Source organism: Corynebacterium riegelii, assembly GCF_016728505.1.
Classification (GTDB): domain Bacteria; phylum Actinomycetota; class Actinomycetes; order Mycobacteriales; family Mycobacteriaceae; genus Corynebacterium; species Corynebacterium riegelii.
Window position 1 is genome coordinate 1,489,907 of the sequence record NZ_CP068159.1, and the last position, 18,671, is coordinate 1,508,577.

An 18,671-nucleotide genomic window follows, 5' to 3' on the forward strand; every position below is an offset into this window, starting at 1 on the left:
AGGCCTAGTCGGCCAGCGGCACCTCAAACACAACGTCTGAGCAGGCGATACGCCTATTTGCGTTGCCGTCCCACGCAGGGGAAAAGCCGACCTCTTTGAGCTCTTCAACAACCAGGGCGGCAACTTCGGCATCTGTTTCAAGGCTCGGATTTTCGTAATCCCCAAAGCCGAAGAGGAGATCCCCTGTGTGGATGACACGGTCCACGTCCTGCTGGGTGCAGTAGGTATAGCCGCGGTGGCCGGCTTTTTCAGCTCGCTCACCGCCATCTTCAACGGCTTCGCCCTTGTCGTAGCCCTCATCAAACGAGAACGAGATGTTGCGCTTCGCCAGCGCCTCGCGCAGGGCTTCGATGCGTTTGGCGTCCTCGGAGGCCTCGGGCACAAGGCGTGCGTATTCTGCGCTGACTTTCTCAATCAGTGGCGCTGGGTCGGACTCCATCTCGTCCTCCAGCCACGAGCTGATTGTATCGGGGCTCCAGCCGTGGCAAAGGAGGAGGGAGATCTGGCTGGTGGTTTCATCTTCGGCTTCGTAGATGCCGTCGGCGGGTGGGAATGTGCTGTTGGTCATGGCGTGGTAGCTCATGCCCCACAGTCTACTTAGTTGCGTGGATCACATTCTGGGCTTTTTCTAGGCCTTCGCTGATAATCAACTGGACGGCTTTGGCGGCAAGTTCGATTTGGTCGCTCACGTCAGCGCTAATAGGTGAAAGCACCCAGTCCGGCACCGAAACCCCAGCTGGCGGGCGTGCAATGCCGACGCGAACCCGCAGGTAGTCGCGCGTGCCAAGGTGCTCGGTGAGCGATTTTAGACCGTTGTGGCCGTTCTCGTTGCCGCCGTGTTTCACGCGCACGGTGCCCACGGGCAGGTCCAGCTCATCATGAATCACAACGATCCGCTCAGCCGGCACCCCCAGCTTCTTTGCAAGGGGAGCAACGGCCTCACCGGAGAGGTTCATGAATGTCTGGGGTTTGATTACCGCGGCGCCGTCAATGTCCGGCAGCGCATCGGCCACCATGAAGCCCACGTTATGCCTTGTCGTCGCGTACTTCTCCCCGGGGTTGCCAAGACCAACCACCAGCCACTCGGCTTGCTGGGGCTTCGTGGCTTTCGGGGACTTCGGGGTGCGTTTCCGTCTGAAAAATCCAAACACACCCCTATAATGTACGCATGGACTTTCCCCGAGTGATCGCAGCACCCATGGCAGGCGGGCCGTCCACACCCGCGCTGGTCAACGCAGTGAGCTTCGGCTTCATCCCGCTTGGCACGTGTACGGTCGCACAGGCCCGCGAGTGGCTCGCCGCATGCACACCGCCTTTTGGTGCGAACCTCTTTGTGCCGCAGCCGGAGCCTTTGCTTGCCGACGTCCACGCCACCGCCACCCACCTCAACCAGCCCATACCCGAAGTCACCTCTGACTACGCCACTGAATACGCAGAGAAGTTCGCCCTAGTGCTTGAGGCGGCGCCCGCAGTGGTCTCGTCTACGTTCGGCTGCTTCAGTGAGGAGGAGATTGCTCAGCTGCACGCCGTTGGCTCTGAGGCGTGGGCAACCGTGACCAGCCCGGAAGAGATCTCAGAAGCAAAGCGCAGGGGAGTGGACGGCATGATCGTCCAAGGCCCGCTTGCTGGCGGGCACCGCGGCACGTGGAACCAGCACGACGACCCGGATCAACGCACGCTGGAGGAGCTGCTTGTGCTTGCCGCAGGTCCCGTGATCGCCGCCGGCGGCATCAGGTCGGCCGAAGACGTTGCCAGGGTGCAAGACACGTTCGATGTGCCAGTTGCCTGCGGCACTGCGTTTCTGCTTGCAGATGAAGCCGGGACGAGTGCCCGCAACCGCGAACTGCTGCAAAGTGATGCGCCTGCGGTTACCTCACGCGCCTTCTCCGGGCGCTGGGCCAGCGGGGTGGAAACCGAATTCACTCGCGCCAACCCGAACCTGCCGCCGACGTACCCTTACCTGCGCCCGATGACCAGCACTAATGATTACTGTCTCGTCGGCGCGGACCGCGGCGAGCTCCTGGCTGCACCTGCACGCAAGATCGAGCGGATGCTTACGCCGAATTAGTACACGATTAGTACACGCGCGTCGTGTTTTCGATAGCGCCCAGGCCCTCGATTTCCACGCGCACCGTCTCGCCGTTTTGGATGTAGCGCTTCGGGTTGCGCGCATGCCCCACGCCGTCCGGGGTGCCGGTGGCAATCACGTCACCTGGGGCAAGCGGGTAGATATGCGAAATGAACTCGATCAGCTTTGCCGGGGAAAACACCAGGTCATCGGTGGGGGAATGCTGCATCTGCTCACCATCGAGCGTGGTGGTGATCGCAGGCCCCGGGCGCCACTCAGTATCCAACCACGGTCCGAAACCGGCGGTCTTCTCTAGGGACTTGCCCTGGTGCCACTGCTGGGTGCGCTTTTGGTAGGTGCGCTGCGTGTAATCATTAATCACGGAGTAGCCCGCAATGTAGGCCTCGCCATTTTGTACGTGGCGCGCATGTTTGCCCACGATCACGGCGAGTTCGCCCTCAAAATCCAACGACTCCGCGTTAAACTCCGGCACCTCAACATCGTCATACGGGCCAATCAGCGCCTCCGGGAACTTGATAAACAAGGTGGGCACGTCCGGGCGCTCATGCCCCATCTCCTCGATGTGCTTGGCGTAGTTCAGGCCAATACAAATAATCTTGCCCGGACGTGGGATGACGGGGGCTAGGTCGGTGGGGGTAAAGGGCGTCGGCGCAGCGTCGATAAGCGAAAGCTCCTGCCAGTTTTCCTGGGCAAGCAGCGCGCCAACGTCCCCAAACGGCAAAAGCACCGCCTCCGAATCGGAGACAATGCGGGCTGCCGAGGTGCCATTTTCAGTGCGAAGTGTAGCCAATCTCATGGGGCTACCCTAGCTGGCGAAGCACCTCATCGGCGGCGTTTGCGGCAGCAATTGTGATTTCGATCTGCTCCTTGGCGGCAAAGGGTTTAAGCACATAATCTGCAGGCGCCATACGTCCTGGGGGACGGCCAATGCCAACCGCCAGCTTGTGATACGTGTTGCCTACGGCCTTAGTCACGGACTTCAATCCATTATGGCCGTGGTCGCCACCGCCAACGCGCAACTTGACCTCACCAAGATCAAGATCAAGCTCGTCATACACCACGTAAAGATCCTTCGGCTGCACGCGGAAGTAATCCATCAACGCCTTGACGGGCCCGCCCGAAAGGTTCATGAACGAACGGGTGCGGGCCAACACCACCTGGTCATTCGCCGCCAGGCGGCCGGCGGCCAACTCCGCGATCTCCGTGTTGGTTTTCTTATGTGCAGAAAGCTGCGCAGGCATAGGTAAAACCCTGGTCAGCAGCTCATCAATCACCATCACGCCAGCGTTGTGGCGTGTGGATGCATACTGCGGACCAGGGTTTCCCAGGCCAACAATCAAGATGGTCACGCGACCATCTTAGAGGGCTTACTCAGACTCGGTCTCCTCAGCAGCCTCAGCACCAGCATCAGCGCCGCCTTCCTCAGCAGCCTCAGCCTCAGCCTCCAGCTCCTCATCAACCTGCTCGAAGGTGACGTTGACAACCAGGGTCTCCGGGTCGGAGATGAGCTCTGCGCCCTCCGGCAGCTTCACGTCGGAAGCGTGCAGGGTGTCGCCGATCTCCTTGCCCTCGATGGACACGGTGAGCTCGTCCGGGATGGACAGTGCGTCGATCTCGATCTCGATCACGTCTGCCTCCTGGAGCACAACTGCGCCCGGGGTAGCCTCGCCCTCAAGAACAACCGGAACCTCGACGGTAACCTTCTCGCCGCGCTTAATGCCGAACAGGTCGATGTGGTCGATCTCCAGGGTCAGGACGTTCTGGTCCACGTGCTTCACCATGGCCAGCAGCTTCTCGCCGTCGATCTCCAGCTCAACAATGGCGTTGACGCCCTCGTTACGCACAACTGCGGTCATCTCGATGCGGTCAACCGCGAAGTGGACGTTTTCGATGCCCTTTTCGTAGAGGACGCCCGGGATCTTGCCGTCGCGACGCAGGCGGCGGGCGGAACCCTTGCCAAACTCTTCGCGCTTCTCAGCCTTCACAACCGTAGGGGTAATAGCCATCGGTATGCTCCTTTAAACCTTGGTATTCGGGCCGCGAGGACATAAAAAATCTGCGACCACTATGGACGGGTGTGCTCGTCGAGTGATCGCAGGAACGTCTGCTCTACTATCGCGTCGATAACGGCCATGACAGCCCTCGCCGAGACCGTCACATCCTAACAAGTCACCCCCGCCCAGACAAATGGAGCCTTGCCCCAGGAGTTCCCATAGGGTGGAACGAATTTCCCAAAACCGCCCTTGTAGAATTTTTCATGTTTGAAACATGTTTGAAATAGTTTTTCTCTAAGGAGCGTGTGTTTTCCATGGCTCGCCTTGAGCGCCAGCTGCCGGATCCAAAAGAACTGTTCAGTCTGCTGAACTTCCCCCTGCCCAGCTTGAACCGCAGGGATGCGCGCTTGTCCAAGGCGGCCGACATCCCTGATCTGCGAAAGATTGCAAAGCGCAGGACCCCCACGCCGGCATTTGACTATGTCGATGGTGCCGCCGCGAGCGAATTTACCTATCGACGCTCACGCGAAGCCTTCGACTCCGTCGAACTAACCCCACGCGTGCTAGCCCCAACACCAGACATCGACCTGTCCACCACCATTGCCGGTAAGAAGACGAGCCTGCCTTTCGGCATCGCCCCAACCGGGTTCACCCGCTTCATGCACTCGGAGGGTGAAAACGGGGGAGCGGCAGCGGCTCGTCGCGCCGGGATCCCGTTCTCCCTGTCCACCATGGGCACCCGCTCTCTTGAAGAGGTGGCCGAGGTATCGCAGGAAGGTCGCCGCTGGTTCCAGCTTTACCTGTGGAAAGACAAGGAAGCGTCCCTGGACTTGGTCAAGCGTGCGTGGGACAACGGCTTCGATACCCTGCTGGTCACGGTGGACACCCCGGTGACCGGTCAGCGTCTTCGTGATGCGCGAAACGGCATGACCATCCCACCAAAGCTCACGCTGAAAACGGTGCTGGACGCCTCCTACCGCCCGGAATGGTGGTTTAACTTCCTCACCACGGACTCGCTGAAGTTCGCGTCGCTGAGCGATTCGGCGACAGACCTGCCGTCTTTGATCAACAACATGTTTGATCCTGACCTGTCCATGGAAGACCTGGAGTGGATCCGCTCCGTCTGGCCGGGCAAGCTCTTTGTCAAGGGTGTGCTCACGCCCGAGGACGCGCTGCGCATGATCGACGCCGGCGCAGACGGCCTGGTGGTATCCAACCACGGTGGCCGCCAGCTGGATAAAGCACCGCTATCTATCCAAGCCCTGCCGGGCATCCGCGAGGCGGTTGGCCCAGACGTAGAGATCATCCTGGACTCCGGCATTCTCTACGGCAGCGACATCATCGCAGCCCTTGCCCTCGGTGCAGACTTCGTACTCATTGGTCGCGCCTACCTCTACGGGCTGATGGCCGGTGGTGAGGAAGGCGTGACCCGCGTCATTGAGATCCTTGAGCAGGAGATGCGCACCTCAATGGCGCTGATGGGCATCAGCACTATTGAGCAGCTGAAGGGTTCTGGCCAGGTGAAGCCACAGTGGAAGTCACAGTGGCGTCCCACGCACGAAGAAACGCATCCGTCTCCTCTGCGTTAGTCACGGTGACGCGGATACCGTCATCAAACGGGCGCACCAGCACGCCGGCTTCGGCGAGGCGTGTGGCAACGTCGCGGGGGTCGCTGCCAAGCTGAGCCGCCGGGATCCAGACAAAGTTGCTCTGTGATTCCGGCGTGCCAAACGGCGCAAGTGCAGCAACGACGCGCTCGCGCTGGGCGACGGTTTCTTCCACGCGGCGTGCCAGCTCATCTTCGGCAGCGAGTGAGGCAAGCGCACCAGTTTGGGCGACCATGCCCACCGAAAACGGCACTGCCACCTTGTTCAGCGCCTCAATGATCTCGGCGGGGCCAAACGCGTACCCAATGCGCGCGCCCGCTAGACCGTAGGCCTTGGAGAACGTACGCAGCCCAACCAGGTTCGGGTACTTGAGGATCTCCTCGGTAGCCACCGGGGTGTCAGCAGCCTGGTTGTACTCAAAGTAGGCCTCATCCAACGCCACGAGAACGTCCTTCGGCACCTTCGCCATAAAGTCGGTGAACTCTTGGGTGGTAATGGTGGTTGAGGTGGGGTTGTTCGGGTTGCAGACGAAGATCAGCTTCGTGCGCTCAGTTACTGCGGCGGCCAGCGCATCAAGGTCCAGCCTGTAATCCTCGGTCAGGGGAGCCGTCACTGGAGTTGCGCCGGCGACCTTGACAAAGATGGGGTAGGCCTCGAAGCTGCGCCAGGGAAAGACCACTTCATCCCCAGGCTGGGCCGTGATGTAGACCAACTGCTGGCACAAGGCAGACGAACCGGTACCAACCGCAATCTGTTCAGCTGGAAGAGCCAAGTGCGCGCCAATAGCCGCACGGATGTCCACTGCGCCCATATCCGGGTAGCGGTTGATCTGTGACAATGACGCCACCATTGCCTCATGAGCGCTGGGTAGCGGGCCCTCTGCAATCTCATTGGAGGACAGTTTTACTGCCTTGTCATTGCGGGCGCCGGGTACATATGCGGCTACTTGTTCAAGATCTTTGCGGATCACTTGACCCACCTCTTTCTCACATTGCCAATGATGGTTAGTGTCAAAATCCACGCCACAAGCGTGAACAGGCCCATACGGTACTCCGGCAGGTACGCCATCATTGCCAGTACCGCAATAAAGAATACGATGCAGATCCAGTTGGAAACCGGGTACAGCGGCGCCTTGAAGTGCGACTCCTTGCCGGCGGCGTCCATGCGTTTACGAAAGTTCAGGTGCGACACGCAGATACCGGCCCAGGTGATCAGCTCCGTGCCCACGATGATGGCCAACAGCACTGCAAAGATTTTGCCTTCGAAGAAGTAGTTCAAGATGACCACCACGCCCATCAACGCGCCGTTGAACAGCAAAGCGTTGATGGGCAGCCCCTTTTCACTGGTTTTTGCAAGCGCAGCCGGGGCTTGGCCGCTTCGCGCCAGATCGCGCAGGGTGCGTGCGCCGGAATAGCTCATGGTGTTGAGCACGGAGGCGACGGCGATGACAATGACCACGTTGAGCAACGTCGCCGCGCCTTCGTATCCAACGCCAGTCAGCACACGGATGAACGGGCTTTCATTGGACTCCTGCTCATTCCACGGGGCAAGCAGCAAAATAGTGCCAATACCGCCGATGTAGAACACCAGGATGCGCCAAATCACGGAGCGCACAGCGCGGGGAATAGCGTGGTCCGGGTCGTCCGCCTCACCCGCGGCGGTACCGATGGACATGATGCCGCCAAACGTGAACGTTACCGCCACCAGAGCAAACATCACGCCGCTTATCCCATTTGGCATAAAGCCGCCGTGCGCGGTGAGGTGCTGCGTGCCAATTGCCGGCTCCGGACCGAGGCCAAACACAAGCAGCAGCCCCAAGATAATCATCAGGACAAGAGCCGTGACCTTAGCCAAAGACAGCCAGTACTCGGTCTCAGCGAACACGCTCACACGAAGCAGATTCAGACCCAAGACAACAATCAGGGAGACCAGCGCGGTAATCCAGTGGGGAAAGCCCGGGAACCAAAAATCCAAGAAGGTACCCAGGGCGGTCATTTCCAACATGCCCACCACGATGGTGGTAAACCACCAGTTCCAGCCGGTGATAAACCCTGCCCAGCGGCCGATGTACTCACGCGAATACGCTGCGAAAGAACCAGAGGTCGGGTGCTCTACCGCCATCTCTCCCAGCATGCGCATGAGAAAGAACACGATGACGCCAACGATGGCAAAAGACACAAGCACCGCCGGACCCGCATATTGAATGGAGTCGGCGGAGCCAAGGAAAAGGCCCGTGCCAATTGCTGAGCCGAAGGCGATCATTTGCAACTGGCGGGATTTCACCCGCCGTTGCAACCCTGTTTCTTCGAGAGTGGTCATGGGCTCACTGTAGCGAGCACCCTTGACCACCCTTCGAGCGCCCTAGGGCTTAGGCTTGGCCCTCAAACAAAGTGGTAACAGAACCATTCTCAAAGATTTCATGAATGGTCTTTGCCAGAAGCGGAGCGATTGACAGCACCGTGAGGTTCTTCCAGCCCTCGGTGTTCTGCGGCAGAGTATCGGTGGTGATGACCTCTTCAGCGCCGCAATCGCTCAGACGCTCACGCGCCGGGTCGGAGAACACGCCGTGGGTACATGCAATCACCACGGACTTGGCGCCTGCTTCCTTCAGCACGCCTACAGCGCCGGCGATGGTGCCGCCGGTGTCAATCATGTCATCCATAAGGATGCAGTCCTTGCCCTCAACCTCACCGACGACGCGGTTGGAGACAACCTTGTTTGCGGCGTCAATGTCGCGGGTCTTGTGTACGAAGGCCATCGGCGCATCGCCCAGCATGTTGGCCCACTTCTCAGCGGACTTCACGCGGCCTGCGTCCGGGGAGACCACGACAAGGTTGTCCAGCGAGTACTTGGACTTGATGTAGTCCACCAGGATCGGCTGGGCGTGCATGTGGTCGACCGGGCCGTCGAAGAAGCCCTGGATCTGATCGGTGTGCAGGTCCACAGACACGATGCGGTCAGCGCCAGCTGCGGACAACAGGTCTGCCACCAGGCGGGCGGAAATCGGCTCACGGCCGCGGTGCTTTTTGTCCTGGCGGGCGTACGGGTAGAACGGCAGGATCGCGGTGATGCGCTTCGCGGAGCCACGCTTGAGGGCATCAATCATGATCAGCTGCTCCATCAGCCACTTGTTCAGCGGCTGTGCGTGGGACTGCATAACAAAGCAGTCAGAGCCGCGGACAGACTCCTCGAAGCGGATGAAGATTTCACCGTTTGCAAAGTCACGGGCGGTGGTGGGGACAAGATCAATCCCCAGCTCCTTGGCCACAGCTTCAGCAAGTTCCGGGTGGGCCCGGCCGGTGAACAGCTTGAGGTCCTTGTGGCTTTCCGTCGAGTATCCAGTCATGTAAGTTATCGCCCTTCCGTAGACGCTTCGCGTGCTCGCTTTGCAGCCTCAGCTGCATCGGTGCCCGGGCGGCGCTTTTCCACCCAGCCTTCGATGTTGCGCTGGCGGCCTTCCTTGATGGCCAGCGCACCTGCTGGCACATCTTCAGTGACCACTGTACCCGCGCCGGTATACGCTCCATCACCAATGGTCAATGGTGCGACAAACATGGTGTCCGAGCCGGTGCGGCAGTAATCTCCGATGGTGGTGTGGTGCTTGTTTACCCCGTCGTAGTTCGCAAACACGGAGCTTGCGCCGATGTTGGTGTGCTTGCCCACGGTAGCGTCCCCAATGTAGGTCAGGTGCGGGACCTTGGAGCCCTCGCCGATCTTGGCGTTCTTGGATTCCACGAAGCCGCCGAGCTTGCCGCGTGCGCCAAGCTCTGTGCCGGGGCGGATGTAGGTAAATGGGCCGACGGTGGCTTCCTCACCAATCACGCCGAGCTCACCCTGGGTACGGACAACCTTTGCGCCTGCGCCGATCTCCATGTCGGTCAGCGTGGTGTCGGGGCCGATTTCGGCGCGGTCCCCAACCACGGTGGAGCCCCACAGCTGGGTATTCGGGTGAATGATGACGTCGCGGCCGATCTCTACCTCCACACCAATCCAGGTGGTGTCCGGGTCGATCACGGTGGCGCCGGCACGCATCGCGCGCTCTACTAAGCGACGGTTGAGTTCTTTACCAGCGGCGGCAAGCTGAACGCGGTCGTTGACACCGGCAAGCTCGCGTGCGTCGGGGGCGATGAAGGCGGAGACCTTCCGCCCGTCGTTACGCGCAATGCTCAGCACATCCGTGATGTAGAGCTCACCCTGCGCGTTGTCCGTGTTCAGGTGGGTCAAAGCTTCGCGCAGCACAGCACCGTCGAAGGCGAACACACCAGAGTTAACCTCGTGCACGCGGCGCTGCTCATCGGTGGCATCCTTTTCCTCAACGATGCGCTGGACCTCGCCCGCTTCATCACGGATGATGCGCCCGTAACCGGTGGGGTTGTCAAACTCCAGGCTGAGCACCGTCACAGCAGCGTGCTCGTGCTCATGCTTTTCAACGAGGCGCTCAATCGTCTCCGCCGTCAACAACGGAACGTCACCGTTGGTAACCACCACGGTGCCGTCGAAATCCGGAATGGCGCTCAAACCAATTTGGACTGCGTGCCCGGTGCCGTGCTGTTCCTCCTGGACAGCCTGGCGGACCTCAATGCCCATCTGCTGCGCAATGGTGTCCACGGCAGGGGAGACCTGGTCACGCTGGTGGCCAACCACGGCAACGAGGTAGTTCGGGTGCACGCCAGCGGCAGCATGCAGGGAGTGGGACAACAGGCTGCGCCCGCCGATTTCGTGCAGCGTCTTTTGCCGGTCCGACTTCATGCGGGTTCCGGCGCCAGCTGCGAGGACAACTACGGCACGTTGCTTCTTAGAATCCATGCCGCACAGTTTAACGCTTAGAAACATCCTTCAACCGGGATGCGCCAACAACGCCGGCAACACCAACTACTGCCAGGAAGATCAGTGCCGCCTGTGGGCCCAGAAGCGAGATCGCGGAAGACAGTGCACCGACGGCCAAGAGCACGATGCCCATCACCGTGTTGGAAGCACCGGTGATCAGCGTGCGGGTATCCCCCTCCGCCATGTCCACCAGGTATGTCTTGCGGCTGACGCGCACCGAGGTGTGTGCCAGGTTGACCAGGAAGAACCCAAGCGGCATTACCCACACGTTCACGCTGTCAGGCAGCACCGACGCACTCAACACCAGCAGCACCAGCACAACAGACGCGACGCCTGCACCCCACGCCATAGTCAGCTTGGAGGAGCGGTCCGACCACAGACCCGAGATGCGACCACCAAGCAGGCTTGCGCCGCCTGAGGCGATGACAAATGCGCCAAGTCCCCTAAGGTCTGCACCCGCCTGGCTGGCCAACACGACAATAAAAGGCGTTGAGAGCGCAGTGACCAGCATCAGGGAACGCACCACCAGGAAGCGCTGGAGGTCTTTGTTTTCCTTGACCAGCCCTAAAATATCGCGAAAACTCGCCGTGTCTTTCTTGGAGTCCTCCGGCTCTGGCTCATCGATGCTTTGAAACACCAAAGACGCCAACGCCCACGTCACCGCGCCTGCAAACAGCAACACGTGCAACGACACGTCAACGAACATGAGCCCCACGCCAACCGCCAGCGTAAACGCGCCGGCAAGGGCGGTTGCACGCCCCGTGATCTCACCACGCTTGCCCTTGGAAATCGTTCTTCCTTGGACGTCTTTGCCAGCAATCGAGCACAACGAGCGGAACGTCGCGTGGACGGCAAGCAGGATGATGGTGAAAAGGCCGAGCAACGTGGCGTCGAAAAGCAAGGCACTGATCGCAATGCCCATGGCTGCCGCAAACTGACCCCAGGAGCCGAGCAGCCATACTCGTTTGCGCGAGCGTTGAGAGGTTACCCACGGGCTTAAAAACGCCTGCGGCAACATCGACAGGGACTCGCGCACCGGTACGAGCAGCGAGGTGAACACGTGCGGAACACCTGCCGCGGAAAACAACCAGGGAAGGACCGTTTTCGGAGCAACAATCTGATCCCCAATGTTTTGCAGGCCGTTGGACCAAATGAAACGACGGGCGTTGCGCTCTTCCGTGTGCTCTTCAGTACGGGGCTGGTTGCTCATACTGCGGATAGTAGTCCCTGCACAAAATGAAAAAGCTTCCCCACCAGGACTCGAACCTAGAATGACGGTACCAAAAACCGTAGTGTTGCCAATTACACCATGGGGAATAGCACCGCTGATTGTAGACTACGCGCGGCCGCTGCCAAACACGGGGTGGTGGGGGTAACCCTCTAAGCTAGGAAACATGGCTCGAACGCGAATGACTGCACCCCAGCGCAGGGAGCAATTGATCGGTGTTGGGCGCCAGGCATTCGCCGAGCGCGGCTTCGACGGCATCTCCATGGAAGAGATCGCCGCACGAGCGGGTGTGTCCAAGCCAGTGGTCTATGAACACTTTGGCAGCAAAGTGGGCCTCTACCAGGAGGTTGTGCGTTTGGAGATGGCCCGCCTGGAGGAGGCAATTACGTCTTCCATCCAGTCCGGAAGGTGGCGCGAGCGCATTGAGCGCGGCGTGTTGGCGCTGCTGACCTACGTGGAGGATGAGACGGATGGTTTTGTCATCCTGGCGCACGGCCAGTTGCCGGGGGAAGGGCGGACCTATTCCACCATCCTCAACCGTGTGACAGCACAGGTGAGTTACCTGCTGGGGGAGGCGTTTAAGCACCGCGGGCTCGACTCGGCGATGGCGGGCCTGTACGGTCAGGCCCTTGTTGGCACCGTTTCCAACTCCGCGCTGTGGTGGTTGGATGAGCGCAAGCCGGACAAGCACACGGTTGCGGCGCACATTTCCAATTTGTGTTGGAACGGGTTGCGGGGGATGGAAGCACAGCCGCGTGTGTATGGAGAAGAGGAAGCGTAGAACATGACATCGAGCACACCCGCCGCACTTGGTGGGCTTCTCACGGCAGCGTTGACTGACCCGAAACTCAAAGGGGTTGTCGCGCGCGTGGGGGATGAGTCCTTGCACATCACTGCGATTGATCAGGCACGTGCGTGGGTTGCGGGTGCCCTGGCTAGGCAGGTGCCGGTGCTGGTAGTTACCGCCACGGGGCACGAGGCCGAGGACCTTGCCGCGGAGCTGAAGGCGCTGGTTGGTGAGCACAAGGTTGCTCACTACCCGGCGCTGGAGACCCTGCCGCATGAGCGTTTGTCGCCTGCCGCGGATGTGGTGGGCAGGCGCGCGAAGGTGTTGTGGGAGAAACCGCGGGTGGTGGTTGCTGCCGCACGTGCGGTGTGCCAGCCGGTGCTGCCTGCCGTTGCACCGATTGAGGTCGCGGTGGATGCGGAGTGCGAGTTCGATGATCTTGTGCGTCGCGTCGAGTACTTCGGCTACTCGCACGTGGACATGGTTGCCACCCGCGGCGAGTTCGCGGTGCGCGGCGGCATCCTGGATGTGTTTCCCACCACGGCGTTAAACCCGGTGCGTATTGAGTTTTGGGGAGACGAGGTTACGGACATCCGCAGCTTCGCGGTTGCGGACCAGCGCACCATTGAAGAACTACCGCAGGTCCGTTTGTTCCCCGCGCGCCAGTTGCTTATCGACGCTGACGTGAAAGCCTCAGCCGACACCCTCGCCCGCCGCTTCCCATCGAATCCGACCTTGTCGTCCCTGCTTGGCCGAGTTGCCGAAGGCGTGCATGCCGCGGGTGAGGAAGCGCTGATGCCCGCGTTGACTTCGCAGCCGTGGCAGGTGCTGCCGGAGCTGTTTGAGGGCGGCATCGTGTTGGTGACCAGCCCGGAGAAGGTCCGCACCCGCATCGCGGACCTGGAGGCAACGGACCGCGAGTTCCTGGAGGCAGGGTGGGAGGCCGTCGCCATGGGGGCAGAGGGCCCGGTTGCTGTGGAAGGCGTTGACTTAGAGGCATCGTCGTACCGCTCCTTCGAGTCGCTGGAGATCTCCGCGCGCAAGGCTGGCAACGCCTGGTGGACGTTCGCCCCGCCAGGCATGTTCAATGCGGACGATAGGGCCACGCTGCCGCTGGAGTTCGACGCCGCACCCGCACCGAAGGGAGACCCGAAGGCAATCGAGCAGCTGTACGCAACGCTGAAGCTGCACGTGGTGGAAAACCACGGCAAGGTGGCGTTCGTGGCGCCTGCGAAGGGCACCGTGGAGCGCATGGCGGAGCGTCTGCGTGAGCACGGCATCTCCGCGCGCATTGCAACACCTGGCCTGGAGCCGGTTGAAGGTGCTGCCACGCTGTACCAGGCGCTTTCCCACGGCGGCCTCGTCTTTGGCTGGCCGAACCTGGTTGTGGTGACGGAAACCGATGTCACCGGCAACCGCGTGGGTGATATTGCGGGGGCGAAGCGTCGTGCGCCGAAGCGCCGTAACCGTGTGGACCCGCTGGCACTCAAACCCGGCGACTACGTGGTGCACGAAACCCACGGCATTGGCCGATTCCTCAAGATGGCGGAGCGCACCGTGGCAGATTCGCGCCGCGAGTACATCGTGCTGGAGTACCAGGCCGCCAAGCGTGGCCAGCCCGCGGACCAGCTCTGGGTGCCCATGGAATCGCTGGACCTGCTGAGTAAGTACACGGGCGGGGAGAAGCCGAGCTTAAGCAAAATGGGTGGCTCCGACTGGAAGTCCACCAAGCGCAAGGCGCGCGCCGCGGTGCGCGAGATCGCCGGCGAGCTTATTGAGCTCTACGCCAAGCGCCAAGCCGCGCCGGGCCACGCGTTTGCGCCGGATACGCCGTGGCAAAACGAGATGGAAGACGCCTTCCCGTTTGTGGAGACGGAAGACCAGCTCGCTGCGATTGAGGCCGTGAAGCACGACATGGAGCAGCCGGTGCCGATGGACCGTGTGATTGTGGGTGATGTGGGTTTTGGCAAGACAGAGGTTGCCGTGCGCGCCGCGTTCAAAGCGGTCCAGGACGGCAAACAGGTAGCGGTGCTCGTGCCTACAACCCTGCTTGCCCAGCAGCATTACTCTACGTTCAGCCAGCGTATGGACGGTTTCGGTGTGACCGTGCGCGAATTGTCCCGTTTCACCTCCGCAGGAGACGCGAAAAAGATCCAAGCCGGTCTTGCAGACGGTTCGGTGGACGTTGTCATTGGCACCCACCGCCTGTTGTCCACTGGTATGCAGTGGAAAAACCTAGGCCTGATCGTGGTGGATGAGGAGCAGCGTTTCGGTGTGGAGCACAAGGAGCACATCAAGGCGCTGAAATCTCACGTGGATGTGCTGACCATGACGGCAACGCCGATCCCGCGCACCTTGGAGATGTCGCTGACCGGTATCCGCGAGATGACGTCTATCACCACCCCACCGGAAGACCGCCACCCGGTGCTAACGTACGTTGGCCCGCAGGAGGACAAGCAGGTTGCGGCCGCGATCCGGCGCGAGTTGCTGCGGGACGGCCAGGTGTTCTTCATCCACAACAAAGTTGCCGACATTGAAAAAGCTGCCCGACGTATCCGCGACCTGGTTCCGGAGGCGCGAGTGGTAGTCGCCCACGGCCAGATGTCTGAGCAGCTGCTGGAACAAACCGTGCAGGGTTTTTGGAACCGCGAGTACGACGTGTTGGTATGTACCACCATCGTGGAAACCGGCCTGGACATTGCGAACGCGAACACGCTGATTGTGGAAAACGCGCAGAACATGGGCCTGTCCCAGCTGCACCAGCTGCGTGGCCGCGTTGGCCGTTCGCGTGAGCGGGCGTACGCCTATTTCCTGTACCCGAAGGACATCACGCTGACGGAAACCTCCTATGACCGCCTGGCCACGATCGCGCAGAATAACGACCTTGGCGCAGGCATTGCCGTTGCGCAGAAGGACTTGGAGATGCGCGGCGCCGGAAACGTGTTGGGCTCTGAGCAGTCCGGCCACATCGCGGGCGTTGGCTTTGACATGTACGTCCGCCTGGTGGGTGAGGCCGTGGAGACCTTCAAGGCGCTGATGAAGGGCGAGGTTGTCGATGCCACCGATCAGGCGCCGAAGGAGATCCGGGTGGACCTGCCAGTGGACGCCCACATTCCGGAGACCTACATCAACTCCGAACGCCTGCGCCTGGAGGCCTACCGCAAACTTGCGGAGGCCCGCGGTGAAGAAGCGCTGCGCCAGGTTGCCGATGAAATGGTGGACCGCTTCGGGCCCCTGCCTACGGAGGTGGAGTTTCTCATGGAGGTCGCGCGCCTGCGTGACCAGGCCCGCAGCGTTGGGGTCTCGGACATTTTGAGCCAGGGTAACCGCTTGAAGTTCCACCCGGTTGAGCTGCCGGACTCCAAGCAGGTGCGCCTGAAGCGCCTGTACCCGGGTGCGACGTACCGTGCTGCGGCGAAAACGGTCCAGGTGCCGATGCCGCGTGAGTCGAAGGCTATTAACAGTCCCTCGCTACGCGACACCGAGCTGCTGCAGTGGGTCTCACACTTCCTCAGCGACATGTTTGACGCCCCCGATGCCTCCGGCGTGTTCTCCTTTAAGGGATAAGCGTTAAGGGCTAGCCCGACCTCACACACGAAAAAGCGAAAAACGTACCCCTTGTGTGTGGGGTTGGGGGAGGGGTCGTATTATCGTCGAGAAGCAAAAGCCCCTATAGCCCAATTGGCAGAGGCAGCGGACTTAAAATCCGCCAAGTGTCGGTTCGAGCCCGACTGGGGGCACCAAAGCCGCGCTAGCGCAGGCGCGACAGCACATTTTCCGCCGAGATCAGGCACATCGGCACGCCCACACCAGGCACCGTGGTGGCGCCGGCGTAGAAAAGATTGTCCAACTTCTTCGACTTGTTCGAGCCCCGCAGAAACGCGGATTGACGCAGCGTATGCGCAGGGCCGATAGAGCCGCCGGACCAGGCGTGGTAGCGCTCCGCAAAGTCAGACGGGCCCAAGGTGCGCTTGACCACAATGCGCGACTGCAGGTCCGGGATTTCGCACCACTGGGCAATCTGGTCGATGGCAGCTTGGGAGATGAGCTCGACTGCGGGGGAGGCGGTCTCGCGGTACATATCTCCGTGGCCAAGCGTCTCGCTGGCAGCCACCGGCACGAGTACGAAGAGGTTTTCGTGACCCGCCGGTGCGGTGGAAGGGTCGGTCGCGGAAGGTTTGGACACGTAAATTGAGCGCGATGCGCCAAGCGGGCGGGTCGGTGCGGGTGCGTCAAAGACAGCGTCGAAATCCTGCGACCAGTCTTGGCTAAACAGCAGGTTGTGGTGCTCGAGCTGGGGAAGCTCACCCTCGACACCAAGCATGACAAGCACCGTTCCCAGACCTGGATCGCGCGGGGCGAAGTAAGACTCGCGGTAGGTCTGCTTTGCTTTGGGCAGCAGGCGGGTTTCGGTGTGGTGGAGATCCGCGCAGGACACGGTGATATCTGCACGCAGAGGCTCCCCGCCAACCAGCTGGATACCGGTGGCACGCCGGCCCTCGGACGTGATTGCCGCGACCTCTTCACCCAAACGGAACTGCACACCGTTTTCCACCGCGAGCTGGTACAACGCGTCAACCACCGCGGCAAATCCGCCTTGCGGATACTGCACGCCCTGCACCAAATCGGTGTGGCTCATCAAGTGATACAGCGACGGCGTGCGCGCCGGATGCGAGGACAAAAACACCGCAGGATAGGTCAGCATTTGCCGCAGGCGCGTGTCCTGGAAACGGTGCGCCACAAACCGCTCCAGCGGCACAGTCAGAAACTTCGCCAGGTCCCCGGCCCGAGTGAGCAGTTGCTTATCGACGAAGCCGCGCACCGAATCAAAATTCGTATACAAAAAGCGTTCAACGGCTAGGTCGTAGGCGATGCCCGCAGACTCCAAGTAGTCGCGCAAGGCGTCGCCTGCGCCGGGTTCGATGGACTCAAACAGCTCGAAGACTTTCGGGCCAGACTCCACGTCAATGGGGGATTGGTGTTCGGGAAAGAGCCGGTAAGCAGGCGAGAGCGGCACAAGGTCAAGCAGGTCTTCCGTGCGCTTGCCAAACAGGGAGAAGAAATGGTCAAAAGCATCCGGCATGAGGTACCAGCTGGGGCCAGTATCAAAACGGAAACCCTCTACTGTCTCCTCGCCAACGCGCCCGCCGACGGTGTCCAGCTTTTCAACAACCGTGACACGGTAGCCCTCGCAGCCAAGGAGTGCCGCAGTGGCAAGCCCTGCGATGCCAGCGCCGATCACGATCGCAGACTGGGATTTCACTGCCATGGTTACCGTGTACCTCCTCGCGCAAGCGCCTTGGCGGTAATGCGCAGCTTATGGGTGGTGGGGACGCTGATGCGGGTGGCGGCCAGTTCCTCGACCGGGGTTGCATCAGCGATATCGGTGAGCTCTTCAAATAGGCCGGAAGCGGCAGCAACCGCGGTGCGTGGGGATCGCGGCAACAGCGGGATCGCACGGTTAGCGTGAGCGAGCTCTTCGCGGATCTCGGCCACGATCTGGTCTTTCTTCTCTGCCGTCAGCTCGTAGTACACGCGGCCCAACCTGTCACGATCCTCACCAAAATCCCTCAGAAAGTTCACCTTCTGAAAGGCAGCGCCAAGCGCACGTGCCCCGGATTCGAGGGTGGAGCGGGTGGAGGGGGTGACGTTGGCGTCGATAAGAAAAGCCTCCAAGCACAGCAAACCAATCACCTCAGCGGAACCGTAGACGTAGGCATCTACATCGCTTGCGGTGTAGACAGTTCGAGTGAGGTCACTGCGCATGGAAGCGAAGAAGGACTCGACGTACTCCCGGGTGAAGTTGCAGCGCCGCGCCGTGTTTGCGTAAGCGTGAACAATCGGATCCGTATGGAAACGGATGTGTGGTGCGGCAAGGATCTGCGCCTCATATGCGTCGAGGGCTGCAGCCGGGTCGGCGGCTGCAGCGAGTGCGGTGCCATCCACAATCTCATCCGCAATGCGCACCATGGCGTACAAATTGCGAATATCCCGACGTATCGGCGCCGCTAGCAGGCGTGTGGAAAGCGAAAAGCTCGTAGAGTACCTGGCGATCACCTGTGCGGCTGCGTGGTCACACATGTGGTCATAACGCTGCAGGTAAGACGTGCTCATTTACGCAACCTCATTTACGTAACCT

16 protein-coding genes and 1 tRNA gene are annotated in these 18,671 nt (G+C 60.8%); 5 read left to right on the top strand and 12 right to left on the bottom strand.

Going from position 1 to position 18,671, the window contains the following annotated elements:
• Positions 1–4 precede the first annotated feature (4 nt).
• Both I6I71_RS06965 and pth (I6I71_RS06970) read right to left on the bottom strand, forming a co-directional pair.
• Positions 5–583, bottom strand: coding sequence for a DUF6891 domain-containing protein (locus I6I71_RS06965; protein ID WP_052204986.1), 579 nt, complete (start codon positions 581–583; stop codon positions 5–7).
• Positions 584–593: 10 nt separating this feature from the next.
• A complete protein-coding gene (gene pth, locus I6I71_RS06970; RefSeq protein WP_236587443.1) occupies positions 594–1,079 on the bottom strand; it encodes an aminoacyl-tRNA hydrolase in 486 nt (161 codons plus the stop codon).
• 89 nt (positions 1,080–1,168) lie between these two features.
• Between pth (I6I71_RS06970) and I6I71_RS06975 the strand changes: the two genes are divergently transcribed.
• Positions 1,169–2,068, top strand: a complete 900-nt coding sequence (locus I6I71_RS06975; RefSeq protein WP_201819737.1) for an NAD(P)H-dependent flavin oxidoreductase — start codon at positions 1,169–1,171, stop codon at positions 2,066–2,068.
• A gap of 7 nt (positions 2,069–2,075) precedes the next feature.
• Here the strand turns inward: I6I71_RS06975 and I6I71_RS06980 are convergent, their stop codons facing one another.
• The 3 genes from I6I71_RS06980 to I6I71_RS06990 are packed head-to-tail and all read right to left on the bottom strand — an operon-like array spanning position 2,076 to position 4,095.
• Complete coding sequence (locus tag I6I71_RS06980; RefSeq protein WP_201819740.1) at positions 2,076–2,885, bottom strand: fumarylacetoacetate hydrolase family protein; 810 nt, start codon at positions 2,883–2,885, stop codon at positions 2,076–2,078.
• Positions 2,886–2,889: 4 nt separating this feature from the next.
• A complete protein-coding gene (gene pth / locus I6I71_RS06985) occupies positions 2,890–3,438 on the bottom strand; it encodes an aminoacyl-tRNA hydrolase (RefSeq protein WP_201819743.1) in 549 nt (182 codons plus the stop codon).
• Between the two features lie 18 nt (positions 3,439–3,456).
• Positions 3,457–4,095, bottom strand: coding sequence for a 50S ribosomal protein L25/general stress protein Ctc (locus I6I71_RS06990; RefSeq protein WP_201819745.1), 639 nt, complete (start codon positions 4,093–4,095; stop codon positions 3,457–3,459).
• Between the two features lie 302 nt (positions 4,096–4,397).
• Here I6I71_RS06990 and I6I71_RS06995 point away from each other — a divergent pair, with 302 nt between their 5' ends.
• Positions 4,398–5,672 (top strand): alpha-hydroxy acid oxidase, encoded by a 1,275-nt coding sequence (locus I6I71_RS06995; RefSeq protein ID WP_201819748.1) that lies wholly within the window; start codon positions 4,398–4,400, stop codon positions 5,670–5,672.
• Here the strand turns inward: I6I71_RS06995 and hisC are convergent.
• From hisC to I6I71_RS07020, 5 genes are read right to left on the bottom strand one after another with little or no spacing between them, the layout of a single operon-like run.
• Positions 5,575–6,660: a histidinol-phosphate transaminase gene (hisC, locus tag I6I71_RS07000; RefSeq protein ID WP_330910965.1), complete on the bottom strand. Its 1,086-nt coding sequence runs from the start codon at positions 6,658–6,660 to the stop codon at positions 5,575–5,577. The two genes, I6I71_RS06995 and hisC, sit on opposite strands and share 98 nt — an antisense overlap.
• Complete coding sequence (locus I6I71_RS07005) at positions 6,657–8,009, bottom strand: amino acid permease (RefSeq protein ID WP_201819754.1); 1,353 nt, start codon at positions 8,007–8,009, stop codon at positions 6,657–6,659. Before I6I71_RS07005 ends, hisC begins: the two co-directional genes overlap by 4 nt.
• 49 nt (positions 8,010–8,058) lie before the next feature.
• Entirely contained in the window at positions 8,059–9,036 is a 978-nt protein-coding gene (locus I6I71_RS07010; RefSeq protein WP_052204972.1) for a ribose-phosphate diphosphokinase, read from the bottom strand.
• 5 nt (positions 9,037–9,041) lie between these two features.
• Positions 9,042–10,496, bottom strand: coding sequence for a bifunctional UDP-N-acetylglucosamine diphosphorylase/glucosamine-1-phosphate N-acetyltransferase GlmU (gene glmU / locus I6I71_RS07015; RefSeq protein WP_201819756.1), 1,455 nt, complete (start codon positions 10,494–10,496; stop codon positions 9,042–9,044).
• Positions 10,497–10,506: 10 nt separating this feature from the next.
• The gene (locus tag I6I71_RS07020; protein ID WP_201819759.1) at positions 10,507–11,727 is read right to left on the bottom strand and encodes an MFS transporter; all 1,221 of its coding nucleotides are present in this window, start codon (positions 11,725–11,727) and stop codon (positions 10,507–10,509) included.
• Between the two features lie 184 nt (positions 11,728–11,911).
• On the opposite strand from I6I71_RS07020, the gene I6I71_RS07025 reads away from it, so the two are divergent.
• The 3 genes from I6I71_RS07025 to I6I71_RS07035 all read left to right on the top strand — a co-directional run bounded on the left by I6I71_RS07025 (position 11,912) and on the right by I6I71_RS07035 (position 16,275).
• Positions 11,912–12,526, top strand: a complete 615-nt coding sequence (locus I6I71_RS07025; protein ID WP_052204968.1) for a TetR/AcrR family transcriptional regulator — start codon at positions 11,912–11,914, stop codon at positions 12,524–12,526.
• Positions 12,527–12,529: 3 nt separating this feature from the next.
• A complete protein-coding gene (mfd, locus tag I6I71_RS07030) occupies positions 12,530–16,099 on the top strand; it encodes a transcription-repair coupling factor (protein ID WP_201819761.1) in 3,570 nt (1,189 codons plus the stop codon).
• Positions 16,100–16,198: 99 nt separating this feature from the next.
• A tRNA-Leu gene (locus I6I71_RS07035) sits at positions 16,199–16,275 on the top strand.
• 8 nt (positions 16,276–16,283) lie between these two features.
• Here I6I71_RS07035 and crtI read toward each other — a convergent pair.
• Together crtI and I6I71_RS07045 are read right to left on the bottom strand one after the other, a co-directional pair.
• Positions 16,284–17,801, bottom strand: coding sequence for a phytoene desaturase family protein (gene crtI / locus I6I71_RS07040; protein ID WP_201819763.1), 1,518 nt, complete (start codon positions 17,799–17,801; stop codon positions 16,284–16,286).
• A 2-nt stretch (positions 17,802–17,803) separates the two neighbouring features.
• The gene (locus tag I6I71_RS07045) at positions 17,804–18,646 is read right to left on the bottom strand and encodes a phytoene/squalene synthase family protein (protein WP_201819765.1); all 843 of its coding nucleotides are present in this window, start codon (positions 18,644–18,646) and stop codon (positions 17,804–17,806) included.
• Positions 18,647–18,671: the final 25 nt, after the last annotated feature.

What these genes read in the sequence shown, in the direction of transcription:
- mfd (WP_201819761.1), top strand. Translation starts at nt 12,530, where the DNA reads ATGACATCGAGCACACCCGCCGCACTTGGTGGGCTTCTCACGGCAGCG.
- I6I71_RS06975 (WP_201819737.1), top strand. Translation starts at nt 1,169, where the DNA reads ATGGACTTTCCCCGAGTGATCGCAGCACCCATGGCAGGCGGGCCGTCC.
- I6I71_RS07045 (WP_201819765.1), bottom strand. Translation starts at nt 18,646, where the DNA reads ATGAGCACGTCTTACCTGCAGCGTTATGACCACATGTGTGACCACGCA.
- crtI (WP_201819763.1), bottom strand. Translation starts at nt 17,801, where the DNA reads ATGGCAGTGAAATCCCAGTCTGCGATCGTGATCGGCGCTGGCATCGCA.
- I6I71_RS07010 (WP_052204972.1), bottom strand. Translation starts at nt 9,036, where the DNA reads ATGACTGGATACTCGACGGAAAGCCACAAGGACCTCAAGCTGTTCACC.
- I6I71_RS07005 (WP_201819754.1), bottom strand. Translation starts at nt 8,009, where the DNA reads ATGACCACTCTCGAAGAAACAGGGTTGCAACGGCGGGTGAAATCCCGC.
- I6I71_RS06990 (WP_201819745.1), bottom strand. Translation starts at nt 4,095, where the DNA reads ATGGCTATTACCCCTACGGTTGTGAAGGCTGAGAAGCGCGAAGAGTTT.
- glmU (WP_201819756.1), bottom strand. Translation starts at nt 10,496, where the DNA reads ATGGATTCTAAGAAGCAACGTGCCGTAGTTGTCCTCGCAGCTGGCGCC.
- I6I71_RS07020 (WP_201819759.1), bottom strand. Translation starts at nt 11,727, where the DNA reads ATGAGCAACCAGCCCCGTACTGAAGAGCACACGGAAGAGCGCAACGCC.
- I6I71_RS07025 (WP_052204968.1), top strand. Translation starts at nt 11,912, where the DNA reads ATGGCTCGAACGCGAATGACTGCACCCCAGCGCAGGGAGCAATTGATC.
- I6I71_RS06995 (WP_201819748.1), top strand. Translation starts at nt 4,398, where the DNA reads ATGGCTCGCCTTGAGCGCCAGCTGCCGGATCCAAAAGAACTGTTCAGT.
- I6I71_RS06965 (WP_052204986.1), bottom strand. Translation starts at nt 583, where the DNA reads ATGAGCTACCACGCCATGACCAACAGCACATTCCCACCCGCCGACGGC.
- I6I71_RS06980 (WP_201819740.1), bottom strand. Translation starts at nt 2,885, where the DNA reads ATGAGATTGGCTACACTTCGCACTGAAAATGGCACCTCGGCAGCCCGC.